This window comes from Streptomyces sp. NPDC093109 (assembly GCF_040701725.1).
GTDB lineage: Bacteria > Actinomycetota > Actinomycetes > Streptomycetales > Streptomycetaceae > Streptomyces.
Window position 1 is genome coordinate 33393 of the sequence record NZ_JBFBEZ010000008.1, and the last position, 22151, is coordinate 55543.

General features: G+C 74.4%; 18 protein-coding genes. 12 read left to right on the plus strand and 6 right to left on the minus strand.

Annotation, left to right across the window (positions count from 1 at the left end; all coding sequences use genetic code 11):
• Window positions 1-104: 104 nt before the first annotated feature.
• From AB0389_RS10580 to AB0389_RS10615, 8 genes are all read left to right on the plus strand, one after another.
• Window positions 105-2456 carry an MFS transporter gene (locus tag AB0389_RS10580; protein WP_366395098.1) on the plus strand — a complete coding sequence of 784 codons (2352 nt, stop codon included), beginning with the start codon at window positions 105-107 and terminating at the stop codon, window positions 2454-2456.
• Window positions 2457-2591: 135 nt separating this feature from the next.
• Window positions 2592-5087, plus strand: coding sequence for a SpoIIE family protein phosphatase (locus AB0389_RS10585; RefSeq protein WP_366394950.1), 2496 nt, complete (start codon window positions 2592-2594; stop codon window positions 5085-5087).
• A 94-nt stretch (window positions 5088-5181) separates the two neighbouring features.
• A complete protein-coding gene (locus AB0389_RS10590) occupies window positions 5182-5901 on the plus strand; it encodes a class I SAM-dependent methyltransferase (protein ID WP_366394951.1) in 720 nt (239 codons plus the stop codon).
• 226 nt (window positions 5902-6127) lie between these two features.
• Entirely contained in the window at window positions 6128-6961 is an 834-nt protein-coding gene (locus AB0389_RS10595) for a M55 family metallopeptidase (RefSeq protein WP_366394952.1), read from the plus strand.
• Window positions 6954-8315, plus strand: coding sequence for a M20/M25/M40 family metallo-hydrolase (locus tag AB0389_RS10600; protein ID WP_366394953.1), 1362 nt, complete (start codon window positions 6954-6956; stop codon window positions 8313-8315). Before AB0389_RS10595 ends, AB0389_RS10600 begins: the two co-directional genes overlap by 8 nt.
• A gap of 19 nt (window positions 8316-8334) precedes the next feature.
• Window positions 8335-10353: a prolyl oligopeptidase family serine peptidase gene (locus AB0389_RS10605; RefSeq protein ID WP_366394954.1), complete on the plus strand. Its 2019-nt coding sequence runs from the start codon at window positions 8335-8337 to the stop codon at window positions 10351-10353.
• Window positions 10350-11303, plus strand: coding sequence for an LD-carboxypeptidase (locus tag AB0389_RS10610; protein WP_366394955.1), 954 nt, complete (start codon window positions 10350-10352; stop codon window positions 11301-11303). The genes AB0389_RS10605 and AB0389_RS10610 overlap by 4 nt, the downstream gene beginning before the upstream one ends.
• 102 nt (window positions 11304-11405) lie before the next feature.
• On the plus strand, window positions 11406-11963 hold the full coding sequence (locus AB0389_RS10615) for a GNAT family protein (RefSeq protein ID WP_366394956.1): 558 nt from the start codon (window positions 11406-11408) through the stop codon (window positions 11961-11963).
• Here AB0389_RS10615 and AB0389_RS10620 read toward each other — a convergent pair.
• Complete coding sequence (locus tag AB0389_RS10620) at window positions 11932-12279, minus strand: DUF6204 family protein (RefSeq protein WP_366394957.1); 348 nt, start codon at window positions 12277-12279, stop codon at window positions 11932-11934. The two genes, AB0389_RS10615 and AB0389_RS10620, sit on opposite strands and share 32 nt — an antisense overlap.
• Before the next feature lie 77 nt (window positions 12280-12356).
• Here AB0389_RS10620 and AB0389_RS10625 point away from each other — a divergent pair, with 77 nt between their 5' ends.
• Window positions 12357-13250, plus strand: a complete 894-nt coding sequence (locus AB0389_RS10625; RefSeq protein ID WP_366394958.1) for an arginase family protein — start codon at window positions 12357-12359, stop codon at window positions 13248-13250.
• A 23-nt stretch (window positions 13251-13273) separates the two neighbouring features.
• Here the strand turns inward: AB0389_RS10625 and AB0389_RS10630 are convergent, their stop codons facing one another.
• The 3 genes from AB0389_RS10630 to AB0389_RS10640 all read right to left on the minus strand — a co-directional run bounded on the left by AB0389_RS10630 (window position 13274) and on the right by AB0389_RS10640 (window position 16153).
• Window positions 13274-13633 (minus strand): VOC family protein, encoded by a 360-nt coding sequence (locus tag AB0389_RS10630; RefSeq protein ID WP_366394959.1) that lies wholly within the window; start codon window positions 13631-13633, stop codon window positions 13274-13276.
• Window positions 13634-13740: 107 nt separating this feature from the next.
• Window positions 13741-14556, minus strand: coding sequence for a class I SAM-dependent methyltransferase (locus tag AB0389_RS10635; RefSeq protein WP_366394960.1), 816 nt, complete (start codon window positions 14554-14556; stop codon window positions 13741-13743).
• Window positions 14557-14689: 133 nt separating this feature from the next.
• Window positions 14690-16153 (minus strand): phosphatase PAP2 family protein, encoded by a 1464-nt coding sequence (locus AB0389_RS10640; protein WP_366394961.1) that lies wholly within the window; start codon window positions 16151-16153, stop codon window positions 14690-14692.
• A 118-nt stretch (window positions 16154-16271) separates the two neighbouring features.
• On the opposite strand from AB0389_RS10640, the gene AB0389_RS10645 reads away from it, so the two are divergent.
• Window positions 16272-17483: an aminotransferase class I/II-fold pyridoxal phosphate-dependent enzyme gene (locus AB0389_RS10645; RefSeq protein ID WP_366394962.1), complete on the plus strand. Its 1212-nt coding sequence runs from the start codon at window positions 16272-16274 to the stop codon at window positions 17481-17483.
• Window positions 17484-17561: 78 nt separating this feature from the next.
• Here the strand turns inward: AB0389_RS10645 and AB0389_RS10650 are convergent, their stop codons facing one another.
• Both AB0389_RS10650 and AB0389_RS10655 read right to left on the minus strand, forming a co-directional pair.
• The gene (locus AB0389_RS10650; RefSeq protein WP_366394963.1) at window positions 17562-18215 is read right to left on the minus strand and encodes a VTT domain-containing protein; all 654 of its coding nucleotides are present in this window, start codon (window positions 18213-18215) and stop codon (window positions 17562-17564) included.
• Entirely contained in the window at window positions 18212-19003 is a 792-nt protein-coding gene (locus AB0389_RS10655; protein ID WP_366394964.1) for an MBL fold metallo-hydrolase, read from the minus strand. Before AB0389_RS10655 ends, AB0389_RS10650 begins: the two co-directional genes overlap by 4 nt.
• A gap of 281 nt (window positions 19004-19284) precedes the next feature.
• On the opposite strand from AB0389_RS10655, the gene AB0389_RS10660 reads away from it, so the two are divergent.
• Both AB0389_RS10660 and AB0389_RS10665 read left to right on the plus strand, forming a co-directional pair.
• On the plus strand, window positions 19285-19716 hold the full coding sequence (locus tag AB0389_RS10660; RefSeq protein WP_366394965.1) for a hypothetical protein: 432 nt from the start codon (window positions 19285-19287) through the stop codon (window positions 19714-19716).
• Window positions 19717-19849: 133 nt separating this feature from the next.
• Window positions 19850-22072, plus strand: coding sequence for a phage holin family protein (locus tag AB0389_RS10665; RefSeq protein ID WP_366394966.1), 2223 nt, complete (start codon window positions 19850-19852; stop codon window positions 22070-22072).
• Window positions 22073-22151: the final 79 nt, after the last annotated feature.

Here is a 22151-nt window from a genome sequence, read left to right on the forward strand (position 1 = left end):
ATGGAGGTGCCGGGGCCGATGGGGGCGCCGGGGCGGCCGTGGAGCCGGTGTCCACCGGCCGCGCCGACGGGGCACCGCCACCGCCACCGGCCCCGGCCGCGTCGATGGCAGCGGCCGGCGCCCCCGTGCCGCTCGGTCCCCGCCAGGTCCGGATGGTCTTCGTCGGGCTGATGCTCGCCCTGCTGCTCGCCGCGCTGGAACAGATGATCGTGGCGACCGCGCTGCCGAAGATCGTTGGCGAACTCCACGGCCTGGACCGGATGTCCTGGGCGATCACCGCGTATCTGCTCACCGCCACCGTCGGACTGCCGCTCTACGGCAAGCTCGGTGACCTCTTCGGCCGCAAGGGCGTCTTCCAGTTCGCGATCGTCGTCTTCGTCCTCGGCTCCGCGCTGGCCGGCTGGTCGCGCACGATGGACCAGCTGATCGCCTTCCGCGCCCTCCAGGGCGTCGGCGCGGGCGGGCTCATGATCGGTGTGCAGGCGATCATCGCGGACATCGTGCCGCCCCGGGAGCGCGGCCGGTACATGGGGCTCATCGGCGGGGCGTTCGGCGTCGCCTCGGTGGCCGGGCCGCTGCTCGGCGGGTTCTTCACCGACCATGTCTCCTGGCGCTGGTGCTTCTACTTCAACGTGCCCTTCGGGCTGCTCACGCTCGCCGTCGTCAGCGTCGTACTGAAGATCCCCAAGCCCGTGGTCCGCGCGCGGCTGGACGTCCTCGGCGCGCTGCTGCTCGCCGCCGCGTCGACCTGCCTGGTCCTGCTGACCAGCTGGGGCGGTACGGAGTACGCCTGGGGCTCCCGCGTCATCCTGGGGCTCGCGGCGGGCGCGGCCGGCAGCGCGCTGCTCTTCCTGGCCGTCGAGCACCGGGCCGCCGAACCGATCATTCCGCTGCGGCTGTTCCGCGATCCGGTCTTCGTCGTGTGCGGCTTGGTCGGCGCTGTTGTCGGGGTGGCGCTGTTCGGCGCGGCCAGCTATCTGCCGACGTTCCTCCAGATGGTCGACGGGGCCAGCGCCACCGAGTCCGGGCTGCTGATGCTGCCGATGATGGGCGGCATCGTGGTCGCCTCCGTCGCCTCCGGGCAGCTGATCTCCCGTACCGGCCGCTACAAGATCTACCCGGTGGCCGGCAGCGCCTTCTCGGTGCTCGGTATGTGGCTGCTGTCCCGGCTGGACGTCGGCACCTCCCGGCTCGAATGCGGCATCGCGCAGGCGGTCCTCGGCTTCGGGATGGGCCTGGTGATGCCTGTGATCGTCCTCGCCGTGCAGAACGCCGTACCGCCGTCCGACCTCGGCGCGGCCACCAGCGCCAACAACTACTTCCGGCAGATCGGCGGCAGCGTCGGCGCCGCCGTCTTCGGCACGCTCTTCGCGAACCGGCTCGCCGACGCGCTGGCCGACCGTATCCCCGCCGGTGGCGGACTGCCCGGCGCCGGCTCCCTCACCCCCCAGGCCGTCCACGCGCTGCCGCCCGCAGTGCGCGAGGGCTACGTACAGGCGTACGCGGACGCCATGCCGCGGATCTTCCTCTATCTCGTGCCGGTGCTCGCCCTCGGCCTGCTGATCACTCTCTTCCTCAAGGAGCAACCGCTGGTGTCCCAGAACGCCCCCGCCGCCGAGTCCGGCGCGGTTCCCGCCGCGCGTACCGCCGTCCCCGAACCCCGGCCTGCGCCCGTCGCGCCGCCCGCCCCGTCCGCGCCGGGGGTGGCCGTCTGCGGCACCGTCCAGCACCACGACGGCACCGTCGTACCGCGCGCCGCGCTCACCCTCATCGATGTCCAGGGCCGGCAGATCGGCCGCGGCGCGAGCGGCGGCGACGGGCGGTACGCGCTGAGCGTGCCGGGCACCGGGTCGTACGTGATGATCGCGGCGGCGGGCGGGCACCAGCCCCAGGCCGTCACCGTGACCGTCGGTGAACGGCCCGTCGAACTGGATGTCGTACTCGGCGGGGCCGGCCGTCTCGCCGGGGCTGTACGCACCGCCGACGGCACTCCCGTGCGCGACGCGGCCGTGACGCTCACGGATGTGCGCGGGGACGTCGTGGCGTCCACCCGCAGTGGCCGCGAGGGCAGTTACGTGATCTCCGAGCTGGTGGCCGGGGAGTACACCCTCGCGGCGAGCGCGCCCGCCTTCCGGCCCGCCGCGCTGCCCGTCAGCGTCCAGGCGTCGCGCGAGACGCGGCAGGACATCGAACTGGCCGGCGGCGCCGTGCTGCGCGGCACCGTACGCGCAGGTGGGGGCCGTCCCGTCGAGGACGCGCGGGTCACTCTGCTCGACGCGGCGGGCAATGTGGTGGACACCCTCACCACCGGTCTCGACGGCACCTTCCGCTTCGTCGACCTCTCCTCCGGCGAGTACACGGTGATCGCGGCGGGGTATCCGCCGGTCGCCACCGTGCTCCGGATGGCGGGCGGCGGACGCACCGAACGCGATCTCCAGCTGGGCCACGAGGACTGACTGAATTTCAGTCAGTTGTGGGGTTGTGCGCGGGCGCACAACCTATTGGTTCAATGCCCGGCGGATCGCGTCCCGGGGGCCGTACCGTGGAGGCGGAGCCGCTGATCCCGGCGGCAGGGAAGGAGCCTTCCACCCATGGACAGTGGCACTCCGTCAGGGCCGCAGGAGCCGCGGGAGCGGTTCGCCGCGGCCGGACGGATCCCGCTCGCCGTGGTCGTCGTGGACGGTGACGGCCTGGTGTCGCACTGGTCGTCCGGTGCGCGACGGCTCTTCGGGCACGCCCGCGAGGACGCGGTCGGCCGGCACGCCGGCGATCTGATGCCGGTCGCGGGCGCACTCGCCGACGAGGAGCGCGGCGTGGCCCATGGGGTGTACGACGCGGACGACGAGCTGGGCCCCGGACTGCACGCCCGCGGCTCGTATCCGACCGCCGGGGTGGCGAAGCTCTCGGACCCCGGGGCCGCGCGGCTCGAAGTGCTCTGGTGGGCCTACCCGCTGGTCGGCCCAGGGCCCGGCCGCCATCTCGTACTGGCGGCGGACGCCGGGCAGTTCAGGACCGAGCACCGCGACGACGACGGTGGCCGTACGGAGGCCGGTGACCGCACGGAGGACGGCTCCGCGGCGCGGCGGGTCCTCCGGATCACCCCCGGCTTCGCCCTCCACACGGAGTTCCCGGACGCCGACGTGCTCGCCGGGCGGCTGCCGGACATTCTGCCGAACATGGGCCCCGCCGAGTCCACCCGCATCATCGCGCAGGTACTCGAACTGGGCTATCCCGTCCTGGAGTTCAGCCACCACGACCGCGTCCCCGTCACCCCCGACTGGGGCGTGCCGCGCCGCTCCCCGGGGGCGTACGACACCACCGGAGCCCCGTCCGGCGACGGGACGCCACGGCGGCGCAAAGCCCCCAGGCCCCAGCTCGACCTCGAATACGGCGCCGTGCGCGAGCGGCTGGAGTTCCTCAACGAGGTCAGCGGCCGGATCGGCTCCTCCCTCGATCTCGCCCGTACGATCCGCGAGGTCACCAGCGCCGCCGTGCCGCGCTTCACCGACTTCGCCGGCACCCATCTGCGCGCCGCGGTCCTCGCCGGTGAGGGGTTCCCTGACGGTCCGCCGGACGTGACCACCATCTGGCACCGGGTCTGGGTCGAGCACAACGACGAGCCGGGCCGCTGGGACGACACGGTCCCGGTCGGCGAGGCCATCGCCTTCCCCGAACACACCCCGTTCTTCCAGTGCATGGTCACCGGCGAGCCCGTGCTGATCCCCCGGATCAGCGAGGAGGCGGGAAACCGGATCTCGGGGCAGTTCGAGAAGCGGGACCTGCGCCCCCTCATCAACCACCGTTCCATGCTGCTCGTCCCGCTGAAGGCGCGCGACGTGGTGCTCGGCTTCATGGTGCTGATGCGGCGGCCCGAGCGCGAGCCGTTCGACGACATGGACCGTACGACCGGCGCCGAACTCGCCGCCCGTGCCGGGCTCGTGCTCGACAACGCCCGTATGTACACGTACCAGGAGAACGTCGCCGAGACCCTCCAGGACAGCATGCTGCCGCAGGTCCCGCCGCGCATGGCCGGCTGCGACATCGCCACCCGCTATCTGCCGGGCACCCGCCTCGGCCGGATCGGCGGCGACTGGTTCGACGCGGTGAAGCTGCCCGGCTCGCGCACCGCGCTCGTCGTCGGCGACGTCATGGGCCACGGCCTCAACTCGGCCGCGATGATGGGCCAGTTGCGCACCGCCGTACAGACCATGGCGACCATGGAGATGCCGCCGGCGCAGCTCCTGCGCAACCTGGACGACCTGGCGCAGCGGCTCGGTGAGCAGTACCTCGCGACCTGCCTCTACGCGGTGTACGACCCGATCAGGTCCCAGGTCCAGATCGCCAACGCCGGGCACATCCCGCCCGTGCTCGTCCGGGCCGAGGACGGGCGTGCCGAGGTCCTCGACGTGCCGACCGGCGCCCCGATCGGCGTCGGCGGGGTGGCCTTCGAGACCGTGACCGTACGCGTCAGGCCCGGCGACCGGCTGGTGCTGTGCACCGACGGCCTGGTCGAGGTGCGCGGCGAGGACATCGGTGACGGACTCGCCGCGCTCTGCGAGTCCGCCGCGCACCCCGCCGCCTCCATGGACCACGCCTGCGACACCATCATCCGCGCGCTCAACACCCGCGACGGGCGCAAGGACGACGTGGCGCTGCTGATGGCCCGGCTGGGCGGCATCGCCGACGAGGACGTCGCCGTGTACGAACTCGCCACGGACCCGCGCGAGGTCGGCAGGGCCCGCCGGCTGGTGCGCGAGCGGCTGCTCGGCTGGGGGCTGCCGCACGCGGTGGACACCGCGGAACTGCTGGTCAGCGAGCTGGTCACCAATGCCGTGCGCCATGCGCGGTCCGACCGGGTCGGGCTGCGGCTGGTCCGTACGGACGCGCTGCTGTGCGAGGTCACCGACGACGAACCGGCCCCCGCCACGCTGCTCGCCGCCGGGCGCGACGACGAGTCCGGGCGCGGGCTGCGCGTGGTGAGCGGCCTCGCCAGGGAGTGGGGCAGCAGCAGCTCGGCGCACGGCAAGACGGTCTGGTTCGAGCAGGCGCTCACCCACAAGGCCCACAATCCGCCGCGCGGAAGGTGACGGAAGGCCCCGCCCCCTTGCCCTCCCGTCGTCCGGACGGTAATCCGGTCGGCAGCAACTCGCCGTCGGCGGGCCGGACGTGGGGAGAGCGAATATGGACGTGTCGCAGCGCTACCGCGCATCGTGGGAAGGCTACTGGCGGGAGACCTCCGACGTCCCCGGCGAGGCCATATGGGACGCCGACCCCTCGCTCTCGGCCGTACCCCACAGCGAACTGCTGCTTCCGTACGCCGACACCACCCTGCCCGTGGCCGACCTCGGCTGCGGCAACGGCACCCAGACCCGCTATCTCGCCACCCGCTTCGCCCGCGCGGTCGGTGTGGACCTCTCGCACGCGGCGATCGAGCACGCGCGCCGCGCGGATACGGCGGGGACGGCGGAGTTCGAGCAGCTCGACCTGGTCGACGACACGGCCGTACGGGCGCTGCACGACCGGATCGGCGACACCAACGTCTATATGCGGGCGGTCATCCACCAGAGCGAACCGCAGGACCGGGCCGCCGTCGCCGCGGCCGTCGCCACGCTTCTCGGCGCACGCGGCCGGGCCTTCGTCGCGGAGCTGACCAGCGCCTCGAAGGCCGTCCTCCAGCAGGCGGCGGCGGCCCCCGGCGGTCCGCCGGAGAAGCTGCGGCGGGTCTTCGCACACGGCCTCAAGCCGGCCGGGGCCACGGACGAGGAGGTGCCGGAGCTGCTGCGGGCCGCGGGGCTGACGATCCTGGCGAGCGGGGACACCGCGCTGCCGCAGACGGAACATCTGCCGGACGGCACCCGGATCGATCTGCCGGCCCGGTGGTTCGTGCTGGCGCGGGCGTAGGAGGGACGGCCGTCAGTCCAGCCGGACAGCCGGACGCCGGAGAGCCGGACAGCCGGACAGCCGGACAGTCACCGTACGTAAATCATCCCGGGCGAGTCGGGCGGACCGGGCGTCCTCCGGTGAAAGCCCTGGTCGTGGGCCGTCCGGGGTGACTTCGCCGGTCCGGTCCGCCGGCGGTTGTCCACAGGGCTGGCCCGGTTCTGCCGGGACGCGTACGTTTCTCGCCATGAAGATCCTCATCAGCGCCGACATGGAGGGCGCCACGGGGGTGACCTGGCCGGCCGACGTCCTGCCGGGCACACCCCAGTGGGAACGCTGCCGCTCCCTGTTCACCTCCGACGTCAACGCCGCCGTCCTGGGCTTCCTCGACGGCGGCGCCGACGAGGTGCTCGTCAACGAGGCGCACTGGACCATGCGGAACCTGCTGCTGGAACGGCTGGACGAGCGCGCCGAGCTGCTCACCGGCCGCCACAAGGAGCTCACCATGGTCGAGGGGGTGCAGAGCGGCGACGTGGACGCCATCGCGTTCGTCGGCTATCACACGGGCGCGGGTGCCGAGGGGGTGCTCGCGCACACCTATCTCGCCAACTCCCTGACGGGGGTCTGGCTGAACGGGGTGCGGGCGAGCGAGGGCCTGCTGAACGCGCGGGTCGTCGCGGAGTACGGCGTGCCGGTCGTGCTCGTCACCGGCGACGACCTGACCTGCGAGGACGCGCTGGGGTACGCGCCGGAGGCGCGCAAGGTCGCCGTCAAGGACCATGTCTCGCGGTACGCGGCGGTGTGCCGCACCCCGGCCCGTACCGCCGCCGACATCCGGGCCGCCGCGAAAGAGGCCACCGAGCTGGCCGTGCGGTACGAACCGGTCCGGGGCGGCCCGTTCACCCTGGAGCTGGAGTTCGACGCCGCGCATCTCTCCGCGGCGGCCACGGTGGTCCCGGGGGTGGCGCTCAGCGGCGAGCGCCGCGTGTCGTACACGAGCGACACCATGTACGAGGGCATCCGTACCTTCAAGGCGGTCACGACGATCGTCTCGGCGGCGGTGGAGGAGCAGTATGGCTGACGCGATGACACCGGACGGGACAACACTGAACGCGACGACGCCGGACGAGGCGGCGATGGCGGAGGCCGTCACCTTCACCTCCGAGCTCATCCGCATCGACACGACCAACCGGGGCAGCGGTGACTGCCGCGAGCGCCCGGCGGCGGAGTACGTCGCCGAGCGGCTCGCCGACGCCGGGATCGAGCCGGTGCTGCTGGAACGCACTCCCGGCCGCACCAACGTGGTCGCCAGGATCGAGGGCACCGATCCGTCCGCCGACGCCCTCCTGGTCCACGGGCATCTCGACGTGGTGCCCGCCGAGCCCGCCGACTGGACCGTGCACCCGTTCTCCGGGGAGATCAGGGACGGGGTGGTGTGGGGCCGCGGCGCCATCGACATGAAGAACATGGACGCGATGGTCCTGTCGGTCGTCCGGTCCTGGGCCAGGACCGGCGTCCGGCCGCGCCGGGACATCGTCATCGCCTACACCGCCGACGAGGAGGCCAGCGCGGAGGACGGCGCCGGCTTCCTGGCCGACCGGCACCCCGGGCTGTTCGAGGGGTGTACGGAGGGCATCAGCGAGTCCGGGGCCTTCACCTTCCACGCCGGACCCGGAATGGCGCTCTACCCGATCGCCGCCGGCGAGCGCGGCACCGGCTGGCTCAAGCTCACGGCCCACGGCAAGGCCGGCCACGGCTCGAAGGTGAACCGCGCCAACGCGGTCAGCCGGCTCGCCGCCGCCGTCGCCAGGATCGGCGACCACCCCTGGCCGGTCCGGCTCACCCCGACCGTACGGGCCGCCCTGGCCGAACTCGCCGCGCTGTACGGCATCGACGCCGACGTCCACGCGCCGGACTTCGACCCGGACGGGCTGCTGGGCAAGCTCGGTCCGGCGGCGGCACTGGTCGAGCCGACCGTGCGCAACAGCGCCAACCCGACCGTCCTGGAGGCCGGTTACAAGGTCAATGTGATCCCGGGCCGGGCCACGGCCTTCGTCGACGGGCGGATGGTGCCCGGCGGCGAGGAGGAGTTCCGCACCACCATGGACCAGCTCACCGGGCCCGATGTGGAGTGGGAGTTCCACCACCGGGAGGTCGCCCTCCAGGCGCCGGTCGACTCGCCGACCTTCGCCAAACTGCGCGCCGCCGTCGAGCGTTTCGACCCGGCCGGGCACGCCGTGCCGTACTGCATGTCGGGCGGCACGGACGCCAAGCAGTTCTCCCGGCTCGGCATCACCGGCTACGGCTTCTCGCCGCTGAAGCTGCCCCCCGGCTTCGACTACCAGGCGCTCTTCCACGGCGTCGACGAACGGGTACCCGTCGAGGCGCTGCACTTCGGCGTCCGGGTCCTCGACCACTATCTCAAGTCCGCCTAGAGAGCGAGGAGTACCGCTGATGGAAACCGCGCGGAGCGCCATCCCGTACGGAACGTGGCCGTCGCCGATCGACGCCGCCCTCGCCGCCTCGCACGACGGCCGTCCCGAGTACGTCGGGACGGTCGGCGACGAGGTGTGGTGGACGGCGCCCCGCCCCGCCGAGGACGGTCGGCGCGCGCTCGTACGGCTGACGGCCGAAGGACGCGAGGAGTCGGTCCTGCCCGCGCCGTGGAACGTCCGCAGCCGGGTCATCGAGTACGGCGGCGTGCCCTGGGCCGGCGCCGCCCGCTCCGACGGTGGCCCGCTCGTCGTCTTCGTCCACTTCCCCGACCAGCGGCTGTACGCGTACGAGCCGGACGGCGCGGGCGAGCCGAGGCCCCTCACCCCCGTGTCCGCGATCGGGGGCGGGCTGCGCTGGGCCGACCCGGTGCTCCACCCCGACCGGGGCGAAGTCTGGTGTGTACTGGAGGAGTTCACCGGCAAGGGCCCCACCGACGTCCGCCGGGTCATCGCCGCCGTACCGCTGGACGGCTCGGCCGCCGAGGACCGTACGGCCGTCCGGGAGCTCTCCGACGACCGGCACCGCTTCGTCACCGGACCCCGGCTCTCCCCGGACGGCCGGCACGCCGCGTGGATCGCCTGGGACCATCCGCGGATGCCCTGGGACGGCACGGTGGTGATGCTCGGGGAGGTGGCCGACGGCGGGCCCTTCCGGGGGATCAGGCCGGTCGCCGGCGGCACCGACGAGTCCGTCGCCCAGGTCGACTGGGCCCCCGACGGCTCGCTGCTCCTCGTCTCCGACCTCAGCGGCTGGTGGGAGGTGCAGCGCCTGCGGGTGGACGGGGACGCGGCGGCCGGACCGGGCGTGATCGCGAGCACCAGCCTCTGCCCCGGCCGCCGGGAGGAGTTCGGCGGGCCGCTCTGGAAGATCGGCTCCCAGTGGTTCCATCCGCTGGACGACGGCCGGATCGCCGTCATCCACGGCCGGGGCACCACCGCGCTCGGCGTGCTCGACCCGGCCGACGGCACCCTTGTGGACGCCGAGGGGCCCTGGACCGAGTGGGCGTCCACCCTCGCCGTCAGCGGCGACCGGGTGATCGGTGTCGCGGCCGGACCGCGCCACGGGTACGAGATCGTGGAGCTGGACACCACCACGGGACGGACCCGGGTGATCGGCGCCGCCCACCACGACCCGGTGGACCCCGCGTACTACCCCGACCCCCGGCCGCGTACCTTCACCGGACCCGGCGGCCGGGAGATCCACGCCCAGATCTATCCGCCGCACCACCCGGGACACACCGCGCCCGAGGGCGAACTGCCGCCGTACGTGGTGTGGGCGCACGGCGGGCCCACCGGGCACGCGCCGCTCGTCCTGGACCTGGAGATCGCCTACTTCACCTCCCGGGGCATCGGGGTCGCCGAGGTCAACTACGGCGGCTCCACCGGCTACGGGCGGGAGTACCGCGAACGGCTGCGCGAGCAGTGGGGCGTGGTCGACGTCGAGGACTGCGCGGCGGTCGCCGAGGAGCTGGCGGCGGAGGGCACCGCCGACCGCGCGCGGCTCGCCGTACGCGGCGGCAGCGCGGGCGGCTGGACCGCGGCGGCCTCGCTGACCAGCACCGATGTCTACGCCTGCGGCACGATCAGCTATCCGATCCTCGATCTGCTGGGCTGGGCCACCGACGAGACCCACGACTTCGAGTCCCGCTACCTCGAATCGCTCGTCGGGCCGCTCGCCGAGGTTCCCGAGCGCTACCACGAGCGCTCGCCGCTGCACCACGTCGACCGGATCACCGCGCCGTTCCTGCTGCTCCAGGGGCTCGACGACGTGATCTGCCCGCCCGCGCAGTGCGAGCGCTTCCTCGACCGGATGGCCGGGCGCGGCATCCCGCACGCGTACATCGCCTTCGAGGGCGAGGGCCACGGCTTCCGCCGGGCGGACACCATGGTCCGGGCGCTGGAGGCCGAACTGTCGCTGTACGCGTGGACCTTCGGCTTCGCGCGTCCCGATGTCCCGCTGCTGGAGATGGAGCGATGAAGGTACCTGTGACGCCGCTGACCCGGCCCGCGCGGCTGCGCCCGGGGGCCAGGGTCGCCGTCGTGGCGCCGAGCGGGCCCGTACCGGGGGAGCGGCTCGAAGCGGGGCTGGACATCCTGCGCGGCTGGGACCTCGATCCGGTGGCCGCCCCGCACGTCCTCGACCGCCACCCACGGTTCGACTATCTGGCGGGCACGGACGAGGACCGTGCCCGCGACCTCCAGGACGCCTGGTGCGACCCGGCCGTGAGCGCGGTGATGTGCGCCCGGGGCGGCTACGGGGCACAGCGGATGGTGGAGCTGCTCGACTGGGACGCGATGCGGGCGGCGGGTCCCAAGGTCTTCGTCGGCTTCAGCGACATCACCGCCCTGCACGAGGCGTTCGCCGTCCGGCTGGGACTGGCCACCCTGCACGGCCCGATGACCGCCGCCCTGGCCTTCCTCAAGGCGGCCGAGGTCCAGGAGTCGCTGCGCGCCACGCTGCTGGACCCCGCGTCGGTCCGTACCCTCGCCCCGGACACGGCCCGCACGCTGGTGCCCGGCCGGGCGCGCGGGGTCACCCTCGGCGGCTGTGTCAGCCTGCTCGCGGCGGAGCTGGGCACCCCGCACGCACGGCCCTCGGCCGCGGGCGGGCTGCTGCTCATCGAGGACATCGGCGAGGAGGCGTACCGCCTCGACCGCATCCTCACCCAGCTGCTGCGCTCCGGATGGCTGGACGGCGTCGCCGGGATCGCCCTCGGTTCCTGGGAGCGGTGCGGCCCTTACGACGAGGTGCGCGCGGTGCTGCTCGACCGGCTGGGCCCGCTGGGCGTACCGGTCGTCGAGGAGCTGGGCTTCGGGCACGCGGACACGGCGCCGACGGTGGCGCTGGGCGTGCCGGCGGTGCTGGACGCGCCGGCGGCGGGGGAGGGGCGGCCGTCCCTGACGCTGGAGGTGCCCGCGCTGAGCTGACCTGGCTGAGCCGCGCCGCCGCCCGTCTGCCGCGCCGCCGCCCGTCTGCCGCGCCGCCGCCCGTCTGCCGAGCTGCTCCCGCTGTCCGTTTAGGGTGTCCGGATGCCCGACCAGAACCTCGCCCTCCCGCTCGCCGAGGGCCCCCGCACCCGTCTGGATCCGTACCGCCTCGACGACGCCGAGGAGTTCACGGCGCTCGCGCGCGCGAGCAGGGAGCTGCACCGGCCCTGGCTGTTCCCGCCCGAGGACACCGAGGCGTTCGCGGCGTACGCGGGCCGGATCGTCGAGGACCCCACCAAGCAGGGGTATCTCGTCCGTGCCCGCGAGGACGGGCGGGTGGCCGGGTTCATCAACATCAACAACATCGTCCGGGCCGGCTTCCAGTGCGGTGCGCTCGGATACGGCGCGTTCGCCCACGCGGCCGGGCGCGGGCTGCTGACCGAGGGGCTCGGCCTGGTCCTGCGCCACGCGTTCGGGCCGCTCGGGCTGCACCGGCTGGAGGCCAACATCCAGCCCGCCAACGCCGCGTCGATCGCGCTCGTACGGCGGGCCGGCTTCCGGCTGGAGGGGTTCTCGCCGGACTTCCTGTTCATCGACGGCGCGTGGCGCGACCACGAGCGCTGGGCGATCACCGCACGGGTGAGCGGCCCTTGCGGTTGATCTTCATGGTGTCCAGGTCGGTCACCGTCGAGCGCAGTTCGCCCCACTCGCCGCCCAGCGCGCGCAGCGCCGTCTCCGCGCGGTCCTCCGCGAGCGCGCCCGCCATCTCCGGGCCGTCGGCCGCGTCGGACAGCAGCTCGTAGCGGTAGCTGAAGTGCTTCAGCGTCCGGTCGTACGTCAGCGACCCGTCCGGCGTGAACCGCATCTGCGTCAGCCCGTGGTCCGCCACCTCCGCGAGCAGCCGCGTGCGTACGTCGTCCGGCAGCCCGTTCCAGGTCCCCCGGACGATCACCCGATAGGTGTGCTGCGTGGTCATCGCGCCGCTCGCTCTCTCTTCGTCAACAGGTACGTCAGGTGTGAAGGCGCCAGCGTACGTAAGAGAGGATGGTTCGCATGCGGAATTTCGTGGTGATCGACGCCCCCTCCAACCTGGGCCTGCGCCCGCCCGCCCCGGGCACGGTGCCCGGTTGCTACAAACTGGCCGGTGCCCTGCGTGAGCAGGACATCGTGCGGCGCCTCGGCGCGCGCGAGGGCGGGGTCGTCGTGCCGCCGCGCTACGACAGGGGCGACTGGCGGGAGGGCGACGGCGTCTTCAACGCCGCCGCGCTCGCCGCGTACACGCCCAGGCTCGCCGACCGCATCGAACAGCACGTACGGGCAGGGGACTTCCCGGTCGTGCTCGGCGGCGACTGCTCCATCCAGCTCGGCGCGTCCCTCGCGCTGCGCCGCAGGGGCCGGTACGGCCTGGCCGCCATCGACGGCTCCGCCGACTTCAGGCACCCCGGCAACTCCACCGCCATCGGCGCGGCGGGCGGCGAGGAGCTGGCCCTCGGCACCGGACGCGGCCAGCGGGACCTGACCGATCTGGAGGGGCTGCGCCCGTATCTGCGGGACGAGGACGTCCGGCTCTTCGGGATGCGGGACGAGGACGAGGACCGCGCGGAACTCACCCGGCTGAAGATCTCCCACACGACGGTGGGCGAGCTCAGGGAGCGGGGCGTGGCCGAGGTGGCCGCCGCGGCGGCGCTGTCGCTGGAGGCGCCGGAGCTGGACGGGTTCTGGGTGCATCTGGACGCCGACGTCCTCGACCCGGAGGTCATGCCGGCCGTGGACAGCCCGGACGCCGGCGGCCTGCTCCCGGACGAACTCACCACCCTGCTGCGGACATTGGCCGGCTCGGAGCGGTGCGTCGGGCTCAACGTGACGATCTACGACCCGGATCTGGACCCGGACGGCACGGGCGCGACGCTGCTCACGGATCTGCTGGTGGCGGCGCTCGTACCGTAACCGGGTGTACGGGACCGCTCGCGTCAGCCGGCTTCGGCGGCCTTGCGGTCGACGTACTCGAAGACCGAGCCGTCGGGGTGGACGGCGATCAGGTTCCGGCCGACCGGGGTGGCGACCGGGCCCACGATGACCTTCGCCCCGGTGCCGGTGAGGACGGTGCGCGCCTCCTCGACGTCCTTGACGGCGATGGTCGCAGTCACCTTGCGCAGGACGTCGATCTCCGACGCGGGACCGCTCATCAGCAGGAAGCAGCCGACGGCGGCGACCGAGACCCCGCCGCGCTCGAAACGGAGCGCGGGACTGCCGGTGAGACGTTCGTAGAACGCGACCGAGGTCTCCAGGTCGTCGACGCAGACGCGCAGCGTGGTTCCCAGGATTTCCATGCCCGACAGGGTAGTTGGTGGGGGCGCCTCCGCGGGAGTCCGTGTGCTCCCGCTCGGTGCACGGCCCGGCTCGGTGCACGGCCCCGCTCGGGGCACGGCCCCGCTCCTCAGACCCGGCAGAGGATCTCGCCGTGCGGCACCATGAACCACGCGTCCTCGGCGGCGCCCCACGCGCGCCACGCCCCGGCGAACTCCGCCAGCCGCCCGGCCGTCGCGTGGCCGCCGCCGACCGCCAGCCCCGCGTAGTCCGACGCGGTCGTCCGGTCCGCCCACAGCCCGCTCCACCAGGCGCGCTCCTCCGGCGTGGCGAAGCACCAGGTGGTGGCCGTCGCGGTGATCGCGGCATCGGGGAAACCGGCCTGCCTGGCCCAGGAGAGCAGCCGGCGGCCGGCGTCGGGCTCGCCGCCGTTGGCGCGGGCCACCCGGCGGTACACCTCCCGCCAGTCGTCCAGCACGGGTACGGCCGGGAACCAGGCGAAGGCCCCGAAGTCCGCGTCGCGCGCCGCGATCACCCCGCCGGGCCTGCACACGCGGCGCAGTTCGCGCAGCGCACGCACCGGATCGCCGACGTGCTGGAGGACCTGATGGGCGTGGACGACATCGAACGAGTCGTCGGGGAAGTCCAGATCGTGGACGTCGGCGACCGCGAAGCGGACGTTGTCCACCCCGGCCGCCTCCGCCGCCCCGCGTGCCTTGTCCAGGACCTCCTCGGCGGCGTCCACGGCCGTCACCGTGCCCGGGGCGACGAGCGCCGCCAGGTCGGCGGTGATGGTCCCCGGGCCGCACCCCACGTCCAGCACGTCCTGACCGGGGCGCAGCTCGGCGAGGAGGTACGCGGCGGAGTTGGCGGCGGTGCGCCAGGTGTGCGAGCGCAGCACCGACTCGTGGTGTCCGTGGGTGTAGACGGCGGTCTCTTTCGGCATGGCCGGACTCCCTCTCCCGTACGTGAAGTGGTCCTGCCACGCTACGCCCCGATGTCGAATAGTGAGACCCATGTCTTGGAATGTGGACATCGGTGCTCGGGATGCGCTCGGCCGCGCGCCCCTCCTGTCCGTCCTACAGCGCCTTCGGCCGGTAGACCCGCAGTGCCTCCGCCGCCTTGTCGAGCGTCAGCTCCTCCGGCGCCTCGGTCACCTCGCCGTCGAAGGCCAGCGGAGTGCCCGGCGCGATGCCCGCGAGGCGCACCCGGCGCATCCGCTCGGCCGCGTGGAAGGGGGAGCGGCTCAGCGGGCCCGCCAGTGCGGCGCCGAGGAGACGCAGGCCCGGGGTCCGGCCGCCGTGGACGATCCGTACGTCCAGCAGCCCGTCGGCCAGATCGCGGCGGTGGCCCGGGGTGGGGCCCATCTGCTCGTACATGCCGTTTCCGGCGAACATCAGCCACAGTGAGCGCGGCCGGCCCTCGAACTCGGCGTCCAGCTGGTGCCGGCCGCGCAGCACCTTCAGCGCCGCCAGCACCCCGGCGGGCCAGCCGCCGATCCGCGGCGACCAGTGCTCGCGCACGCGTACCAGCTCCGGATAGACGCCGAGGCTGAAGGTGTTGAGGAAGTGGCCCGGCGTCTTCCCGTCCGGGCCCGGGGTGAAGCGCCCCAGGTCGACCCGGACCGCGTCCCCCTCGGACACCGCCCTGGCCGTGTCGTGAACATGCTCTATGCCCAGGTCGTACGCGAAGTGGTTCAGCGTGCCGCCGGGGAAGACGGCCAGGGGCAGCCCGTGGCGCACGGCGATCACCGCGGCCCGGTTGACCGTACCGTCGCCGCCGAGGACCCCGAGCGCGCGGCAGTGCCCCGCCGCCTTCTCCAGCGCGCTCTCGACCTCCTCCGGCTCGCACTCCACGATGTCCGCCTCCGGCAGGGCGTCGCGCACCAGGCTCGCCGTGTCCGAAGAACCGGAGGCGCGGTTGACCACCACGACCAGCTCCCGGCCGCCGGGCAGCGCGGGTGCCTCGGCGTACGGGCGGCCCGGCGAGGGCAGTTGGGCGCGCGTCGGCACCAGCCCGCGCACCGCGAAGGCCGCGCCCACCCCCAGCGCCGCGCCCACCACCACATCGCTCGGATAGTGCGCGCCGGTGTAGACGCGGGAGAGCGCCACGGCGGCGGCGAGCGGTGCCACCGCCGCGCCCCAGCCCTTCGACTCCAGCGCGACCCCGGTCGCGAAGGCGGCGGCCGAGGCCGCGTGCCCGGAAGGGAAGGAGGTCGTGAACGGCCGCCGCTTCAGCTGCCGGACGATCGGCACGGCGTCGAGCGCCGGCCGCCGGCGCCCTACCGCGTGCTTGACCACCGTGTTGACGGCCGCCGAGGCGACCCCCAGCGACACCGCGCCCCGCAGGGCCGCCCGGCGCGACTTCGCCCCGCGGCCGAGCACGGCGATGCCCGCGGCGGCGCCGAACCACAGCAGCCCGTGGTTGGCGCTCCGGCTCAGCCGGGGCAGCACCGGATCGGCGCCCGGCCAGTGCCGCCCGGCGACGGAGCGGAAGGCGTGTCGGTCCCAGGAGTCGAACAGTGCCGCGAAGGTGTCGGTCATGGAACCCGGCTACCCCGGGAGCGCGGCATCAAGCCGTGCGGTCCGGGAGCAGGGGGTGGCAAACCTCCGTATAAAGGGGGATAAAGGGCTACGAACGGCCGCGACGGGAGGTGGCGCTGTGCCGCGTACGACCACCGAGGACCGTGGCCCCGTACGGTACGGTCCGCCCGCGCCCGGCACCGGCCTGCCCGTCCTCCCCGAGCTGGCCGGGGCGTGCGCGGCGGCGGTCCGGCACACCGAGGCCCAGCCGCCCGGCGGCGGTGCGGCCCTGCGGGAGGCGGCCCGCGGCTACTGGTGGCGGCGCGGCCTGCACGGCGGGCCCGACGACATGGCCGCCGCGCCAGGCGTCCAGCCCCTGCTGCTCGCGCTGCTCGCCGCGTACGGCGGGGACGTCCTGATGCCCCGGCCCTGCCCCGCCCGGTGGACCCCGCAGGCCCGTCTGCTGGGCCGCCCGGCCTACCACGTCCCCGTGTCGGCGGACGCGGGCGGCGTACCCGATCCGTTCGCCCTGCTGGAGACGGTGCGGCGGGTACGGGCCGAGGGCGGCGCGCCGCGCGTGCTGCTGCTCTGCCCCGCCGACGACCCCACCGCCACCGTCGCCCCGCCCGAACTCGTCCGCGAGACCTGCGAGGCGGCCCTCGCGGCGGGGCTGCGCGTCGTCAGCGACGAGACCTGGCGCGACACGCTGCACCGGCCGCACGAGACCGTGCTGCTCAGCCCGGCGGAGATGTGGCCCGACGAGGTCGTGGTCCTCGCCGACGCGGTGGGCTCGCTGCTCCCGGCGGCCTGGCCGCTGGCCGTCGCACGCTTCCCCGCGACCCCGGAGGGCGCCGCCCTGCGCGCCAGGACGCTCGATCTCCTCACCGCGCTCGGCGCGACGGTCGCGGGACCGGTCGCCGCGGCGGCCGTCCACGCGCTCGGCGAGCCCGCCGCCGTCACCGCCAGGACGCGGGCCGCCGCCGCGCTGCACGGGCGCGTGGCCGCCGCCGCCCACCGCGCCGTGCTCGACGCGGGCGCCCTCGCCAGGACCCCGCGCGCGGGCCGGTTCCTCTACGCCGACCTCGGGCCGCTGCGCGCGCGCCTGGCCGGGCTCGGGGTCACCGACTCGCTGGAGCTGGAGAACCACCTGAGCGCGCGCCTTGGCACCGCCGTACCGGGCGGCCACCGCTTCGGCGACGACCCGGCGGCGCTGCGCGTACGGCTGCCGACCGCGCCCCTGCTCGGCACGGACCCGGCGCAGCGCCTGGCTGCCCTGACGGCGCCCGATCCGCTGCGGCTGCCACAGGTCGCGCTGGCGCTCGCGGATCTGGCGACGGCGCTGGAGCGGTAACGGGCGCCTCGGTCACCCCGGCCCGGTCACCCCGGCCCGGTCACCCCCGGCCCGGTCACCCCGATCCGCCCCGGGGACTTACGTGGGCCGGCCCTCCGACCCCGAACCCGACCCCGAGCCCCGCAGCCATCGCCACAGCGCCGGGGCCGCGCTCAGGACCACCGTCAGGACCACCGCCGCGAGCACCCCCTCCCACGGCTCGGGGAAGAGCGAACCGCCCGCTATCCCGATCAGCATGTACGTCGCCGACCACGCCAGGCAGGCCGTCACATCGCCCCGGGCGAACCGGCGCAGCGGCCAGTCCCCCAGCAGGCAGGCCAGCATCACCGGAATCCGGCCGGCCGGCACCAGCCGGGAGAGGACCAGCACCGTCACACCGTTCTCCCGCAGCCTCAGCTGCGCCTGCTCCAGCCGGTCCGGGGGCGCGTGGCGGCGCAGTGCGGCCAGCCAGCGCGAGCCGCTGCGGGAGCCGACGCCGCGCCGGCCGAGCCAGTACAGCGCGACATCGCCGAGGAAGGCCGCGCACGACGCGACGAGGAACACGAACAGCAGCGCGAGCGGATGGGTCTGGTGGAAGGCGACCACCGCCGCCGAACTCACCACCGCTCCCGTGGGCACCACCGGCACCAGCGCGCCCAGCGACACCAGCAGGAACACCGACGGATAGCCGACGGCCTGCTGGGTCGACTCGGTGGGCAGCGCCACCAGTTGGGAGAAGAACCGCTCGATCACGCCGCCGCCTCCGGCGCCACGCTCTCGCCGTGCCGCAGCAGATGGACGGCCACCTTGGGCGCGAGCCCGGCCGCCTGCCGTACGAACTCCGAGCCCGGCGCGTAGAACTCGTGCGGCCGTACCGCGTCGAGACCGATCGGCCAGTACGTGCCGAAGTGCACCGGCACCGCCGCGGCCGGCGCCAGCCGGGCCAGCGCCTGGGCCGCACGGCCCGCGTCCAGATGCTCGGGCCCCAGCCGCGGCCCCCAGCCGCCCACCGGCAGCAGCGCCACATCGACCGGCCCCACCGTGTCCGCCATCGCGTCGAAGAGCCCGGTGTCGCCCGCGAAGTACGTCCGGGACTCGCCGCTGACCACATAGCCGAGCGCGGGGGAGCGGTGCGGCCCCACCGGCAGCCGGCGGCCGTCGTGCCTGGCCGGCACCGCCCGTACCCGCAGCGGCCCGACCTCAACCTCGTCGCCCGCCTCGACCTCGGTGATCCGCAGCCCGGCCCCGCCGCGCCGGGCGTCCAGCCGGCGCAGCCCCGGCACCGACCACGCCGCGTCGCGCGGCACGATCAGCCGGGTGCCGGGCGCGAGCGCCGCCAGCGACGGCAGATGCAGATGGTCGGAGTGCAGATGCGAGACGAGCACCACATCGGCGACGGCGGCCTCCGGCGGCGGTACGGCGCCGAGCCTGCGGCGCAGATGGGCCAGCCGGCGCGTGAAGAGCGGGTCGGTCAGCACCCGGACGCCGGAGTCCTCGACCGTACAGGTGGCATGACCCCACCATGTGATGACAGCACCCAACCCGGTCTCAGCTCCCGTCCCCGCCCGGGGCGTGCCGCGCACGCCCGGGTCCGATCTCCCCACTCAGCGTACGGGGGTCCCCACGGGGGCGTGCGGCCTGTGGCGCGTGCGGTCGTGATGCGCCCGGCCGCGCCCCTGTGCCCACCCGCCGCGCGCCTGCCCGGCGCCGCACGCGCCGGTTAGGGTCGGCGGGAGGACGAGGAGGGCGTGGGGTGCGCGCGGTGTGGCGGCGGGAGCGGGGACGGGAACGGGGACGGATCCGGGGGCGGAGCGGGGGAAACGTGAGGACCGGTACGGGCTGGGAGGCGTCGGCGGAGGTACGGGTGGCCGTGATCGCCAGCCACACCCCGCTGGAGGAACTCGACAGCGACCCCTTCCTCGTGGACACCCGGGGCCAGCACGCCATGTGCGCCCGCTGGGCCGAGGACCGGGGGTACGCCGTCACCCGTCAGCTGCTCCTCTACCGGCTGCGCCCCGACCACCGCGGGCTCTGGCTCGATGTCGAGGCCGGGCTGGTGGACGTGTTCGTCGCCGCGGGGGACCGGGTGCTGGAGCGCGCGTTCACCTCGGCCGACGCCTTCGCGGCGGAGTGCGCGCGCCGGGGGGTACGGCTGGAGACCGTCGGCCTGGACGAACCGCGCTACGACGCGGCCATGAAGGCCGAGGTGCACCGCCGGCTCTCGATGCCGACGGCCGGCTACCGGAGCCGCTGAGCCCGTTTGAGCCTGCTTGAGCCCGATGAGCCGGAGGTCCCCCGGCCCGTACCCGGGCGCCCCCGCCGCGCTGTGCGAGGCTGGTGCGGAGCCCGTGCAGCCGTACGGGTCCTGACGTGAGGTGACGGGGAACGTGTTCGAGGGGCGATGGCGGACGACGGGCAGCGCCCTGCTGCGTGTGATCACCGTGTGGGCGGCGTCCACGCTCACCATGCTGCTGCTCGCCGGGATTCTGCCCGACTTCCACCTCCAGTCCGACGACGGCGACAGCCTCACCAGGACCGCGCTGACCGCCGCGTGGGGCGCGGGCGCGTTCGGGCTGCTGAGCGCACTGGTCTGGCCCGTACTCGTCCGGGCGCTGCTGCTGGTGCCCGCGCTCGTCCTCGGGCTGCTGGTCTTCTTCCTCAACGGCTCGCTGCTGCTGATCGCGCTCCGGCTGATCCCCGACGGCCGGGGCGCGGCCGACCCGCAGACCGCGGTGGTGGTCGCCGCCGTGATGTCCGCCGTCGCCTCCGCGACCTCCACCGCGCTCGCGGTCGGCGACGACAACGCCTACCGGCGCCGGCTCTCGCGCCTGGCCGACCGGCGGCGGCGCAGGAGCGGCGAGGACGGCCGGCACGGCGGGCCGCCCGGTACGGTCTTCCTCCAGCTCGACGGGGTCGGCCACCGGACGCTGCTGGACGCCGTCGCCGACGGCGTGGTGCCGCACATCGCCGGCTGGCTCGGCGAGAGCCCCGCCCCGGTGCCCCGCGCCCGGCGCCCCGACCGGCGCCCCGAGCGCCCGGCCACCCACCGGCTCACGCCCTGGCACACCGACTGGTCCAGCCAGACCGGCGCCAGCCAGCTCGGCATCCTGCACGGCTCCAACCACGATGTCCCCGCGTTCCGCTGGTACGAGAAGGACACCGGCCGGATCATGGTCAGCAACCGGCCCGCGAGCGCGGCCGAACTCCAGCGCAGGGCCATCGCGCGGACCGGTGACGGCGGGCTCCTCACCCTCGACGGCGCCAGCCGCGGCAACCTCTTCAGCGGCGGCGCCGACCAGCTCGCCCTGGTGCTGTCGATCGCCGCCCGGCGCGGCCGGGCCAACCGCTCGCGCGCCGGGTACTTCGCGTACTTCTCGGACCCGGCCAACGCCGTCCGTACGGTCGTCTCCTTCGCCGCCGACGTCGGCCGCGAGATCGGCCAGTCCACCCGGGCGCGGCTGCGCGGCGACCGGCCCCGGGTGGGGCGCGGCGGGCTCTATCCGTTCATCCGGGCCTTCGCGACCGTCGTCGAGCGGGACGTGGTGGTCACGGCGGTCATCGGCGACATGCTGGCCGGCCGCACCGCCGTCTACGCCGATCTCGTCGCCTACGACGAGGTGGCCCACCACTCGGGGCCGCACAGCCGCGACGCGTTCCAGGTGCTGGCCCGGCTCGACCGCTCGGTCGGCCTGATAGCCAAGGCCGCCGAGCACGCCCCCCGGCCCTACCGGATCGTGCTCCTCTCCGACCACGGGCAGAGCCCCGGCGAGACCTTCGAGGCCGCGTACGGGCTCACCCTGCGGGATCTGGTCCGCGCGGGCTGCGGACTGCCCGTACCGCGCCGGGTACGGCGGACGAAGAGCGGTGCCGAGGCGCGCGACGCCGCCCGCCACGCGGTCCTCGGCGCGCTGCACAGGCCCGACCCGGAGGGCGCCGGCGAGGAGGAGCCCGCGCGCGGCTCGGACCCGGTCGTACTCGCCTCCGGGAACCTCGCCCTGATCTCCTTCCCCGATGTGCCCGAGCGGATGAGCCGCGAGCAGATCGACCGCCGCCACCCCGCGCTGCTGCGCACCCTGGCCAACCACCCGGGCATCGGCTTCCTGCTCGTACGGAGCGAGGAGCACGGTTCCGTGGTGCTCGGCCCGGACGGCGCCGAGGTGCCGGTGGCCGCGCTGACGGACGACGGACCGCTCGCCGCCATGGGGCCGGGCGCGGCCGACGCCGTCCGGCGCACCGACGGCTTCCCGCATGTCGCGGACATCATGGTCAACTCGATGTACGAACCGGCGACGGGCCGGGTGCACGCCTTCGAGGAGCAGATCGGCTCGCACGGCGGGCTCGGCGGCGAGCAGTCGCGGCCGTTCCTGCTGTCGCCGCTGACGCTCTCCGAGCCGGTGCCGGAAGGCGGCCGGCTCACCGGCGCGGAACAGGTGCACGGGGTGCTCAGGCGCTGGCTGCGCGAGGGGAGCGGCCCGCAGGTGCCGCTGGGCGCGGCGGGCGCGACCGCGGCGGCCGAGGGGCCCGAGGTCCCCGTACCGGTGCCCGGGACCGGGTCGCATACGCGGTCTACGGTGGCACGAACCGCCGAGGACGAGCCGGGCCCGGCGTAACTCCCGTCCCCCGTGCGGGCTGTTTCCGGCGGTAGCAGGACGGGGGACGGGTGGGGCTGGGCAGGTGAGGCATGTCCAG

Coding starts and splice junctions, on each gene's coding strand:
- AB0389_RS10580 (WP_366395098.1), top strand. CDS start 105: ATGGCAGCGGCCGGCGCCCCCGTGCCGCTCGGTCCCCGCCAGGTCCGG.
- AB0389_RS10585 (WP_366394950.1), top strand. CDS start 2,592: ATGGACAGTGGCACTCCGTCAGGGCCGCAGGAGCCGCGGGAGCGGTTC.
- AB0389_RS10590 (WP_366394951.1), top strand. CDS start 5,182: ATGGACGTGTCGCAGCGCTACCGCGCATCGTGGGAAGGCTACTGGCGG.
- AB0389_RS10595 (WP_366394952.1), top strand. CDS start 6,128: ATGAAGATCCTCATCAGCGCCGACATGGAGGGCGCCACGGGGGTGACC.
- AB0389_RS10600 (WP_366394953.1), top strand. CDS start 6,954: ATGGCTGACGCGATGACACCGGACGGGACAACACTGAACGCGACGACG.
- AB0389_RS10605 (WP_366394954.1), top strand. CDS start 8,335: ATGGAAACCGCGCGGAGCGCCATCCCGTACGGAACGTGGCCGTCGCCG.
- AB0389_RS10610 (WP_366394955.1), top strand. CDS start 10,350: ATGAAGGTACCTGTGACGCCGCTGACCCGGCCCGCGCGGCTGCGCCCG.
- AB0389_RS10615 (WP_366394956.1), top strand. CDS start 11,406: ATGCCCGACCAGAACCTCGCCCTCCCGCTCGCCGAGGGCCCCCGCACC.
- AB0389_RS10620 (WP_366394957.1), bottom strand. CDS start 12,279: ATGACCACGCAGCACACCTATCGGGTGATCGTCCGGGGGACCTGGAAC.
- AB0389_RS10625 (WP_366394958.1), top strand. CDS start 12,357: ATGCGGAATTTCGTGGTGATCGACGCCCCCTCCAACCTGGGCCTGCGC.
- AB0389_RS10630 (WP_366394959.1), bottom strand. CDS start 13,633: ATGGAAATCCTGGGAACCACGCTGCGCGTCTGCGTCGACGACCTGGAG.
- AB0389_RS10635 (WP_366394960.1), bottom strand. CDS start 14,556: ATGCCGAAAGAGACCGCCGTCTACACCCACGGACACCACGAGTCGGTG.
- AB0389_RS10640 (WP_366394961.1), bottom strand. CDS start 16,153: ATGACCGACACCTTCGCGGCACTGTTCGACTCCTGGGACCGACACGCC.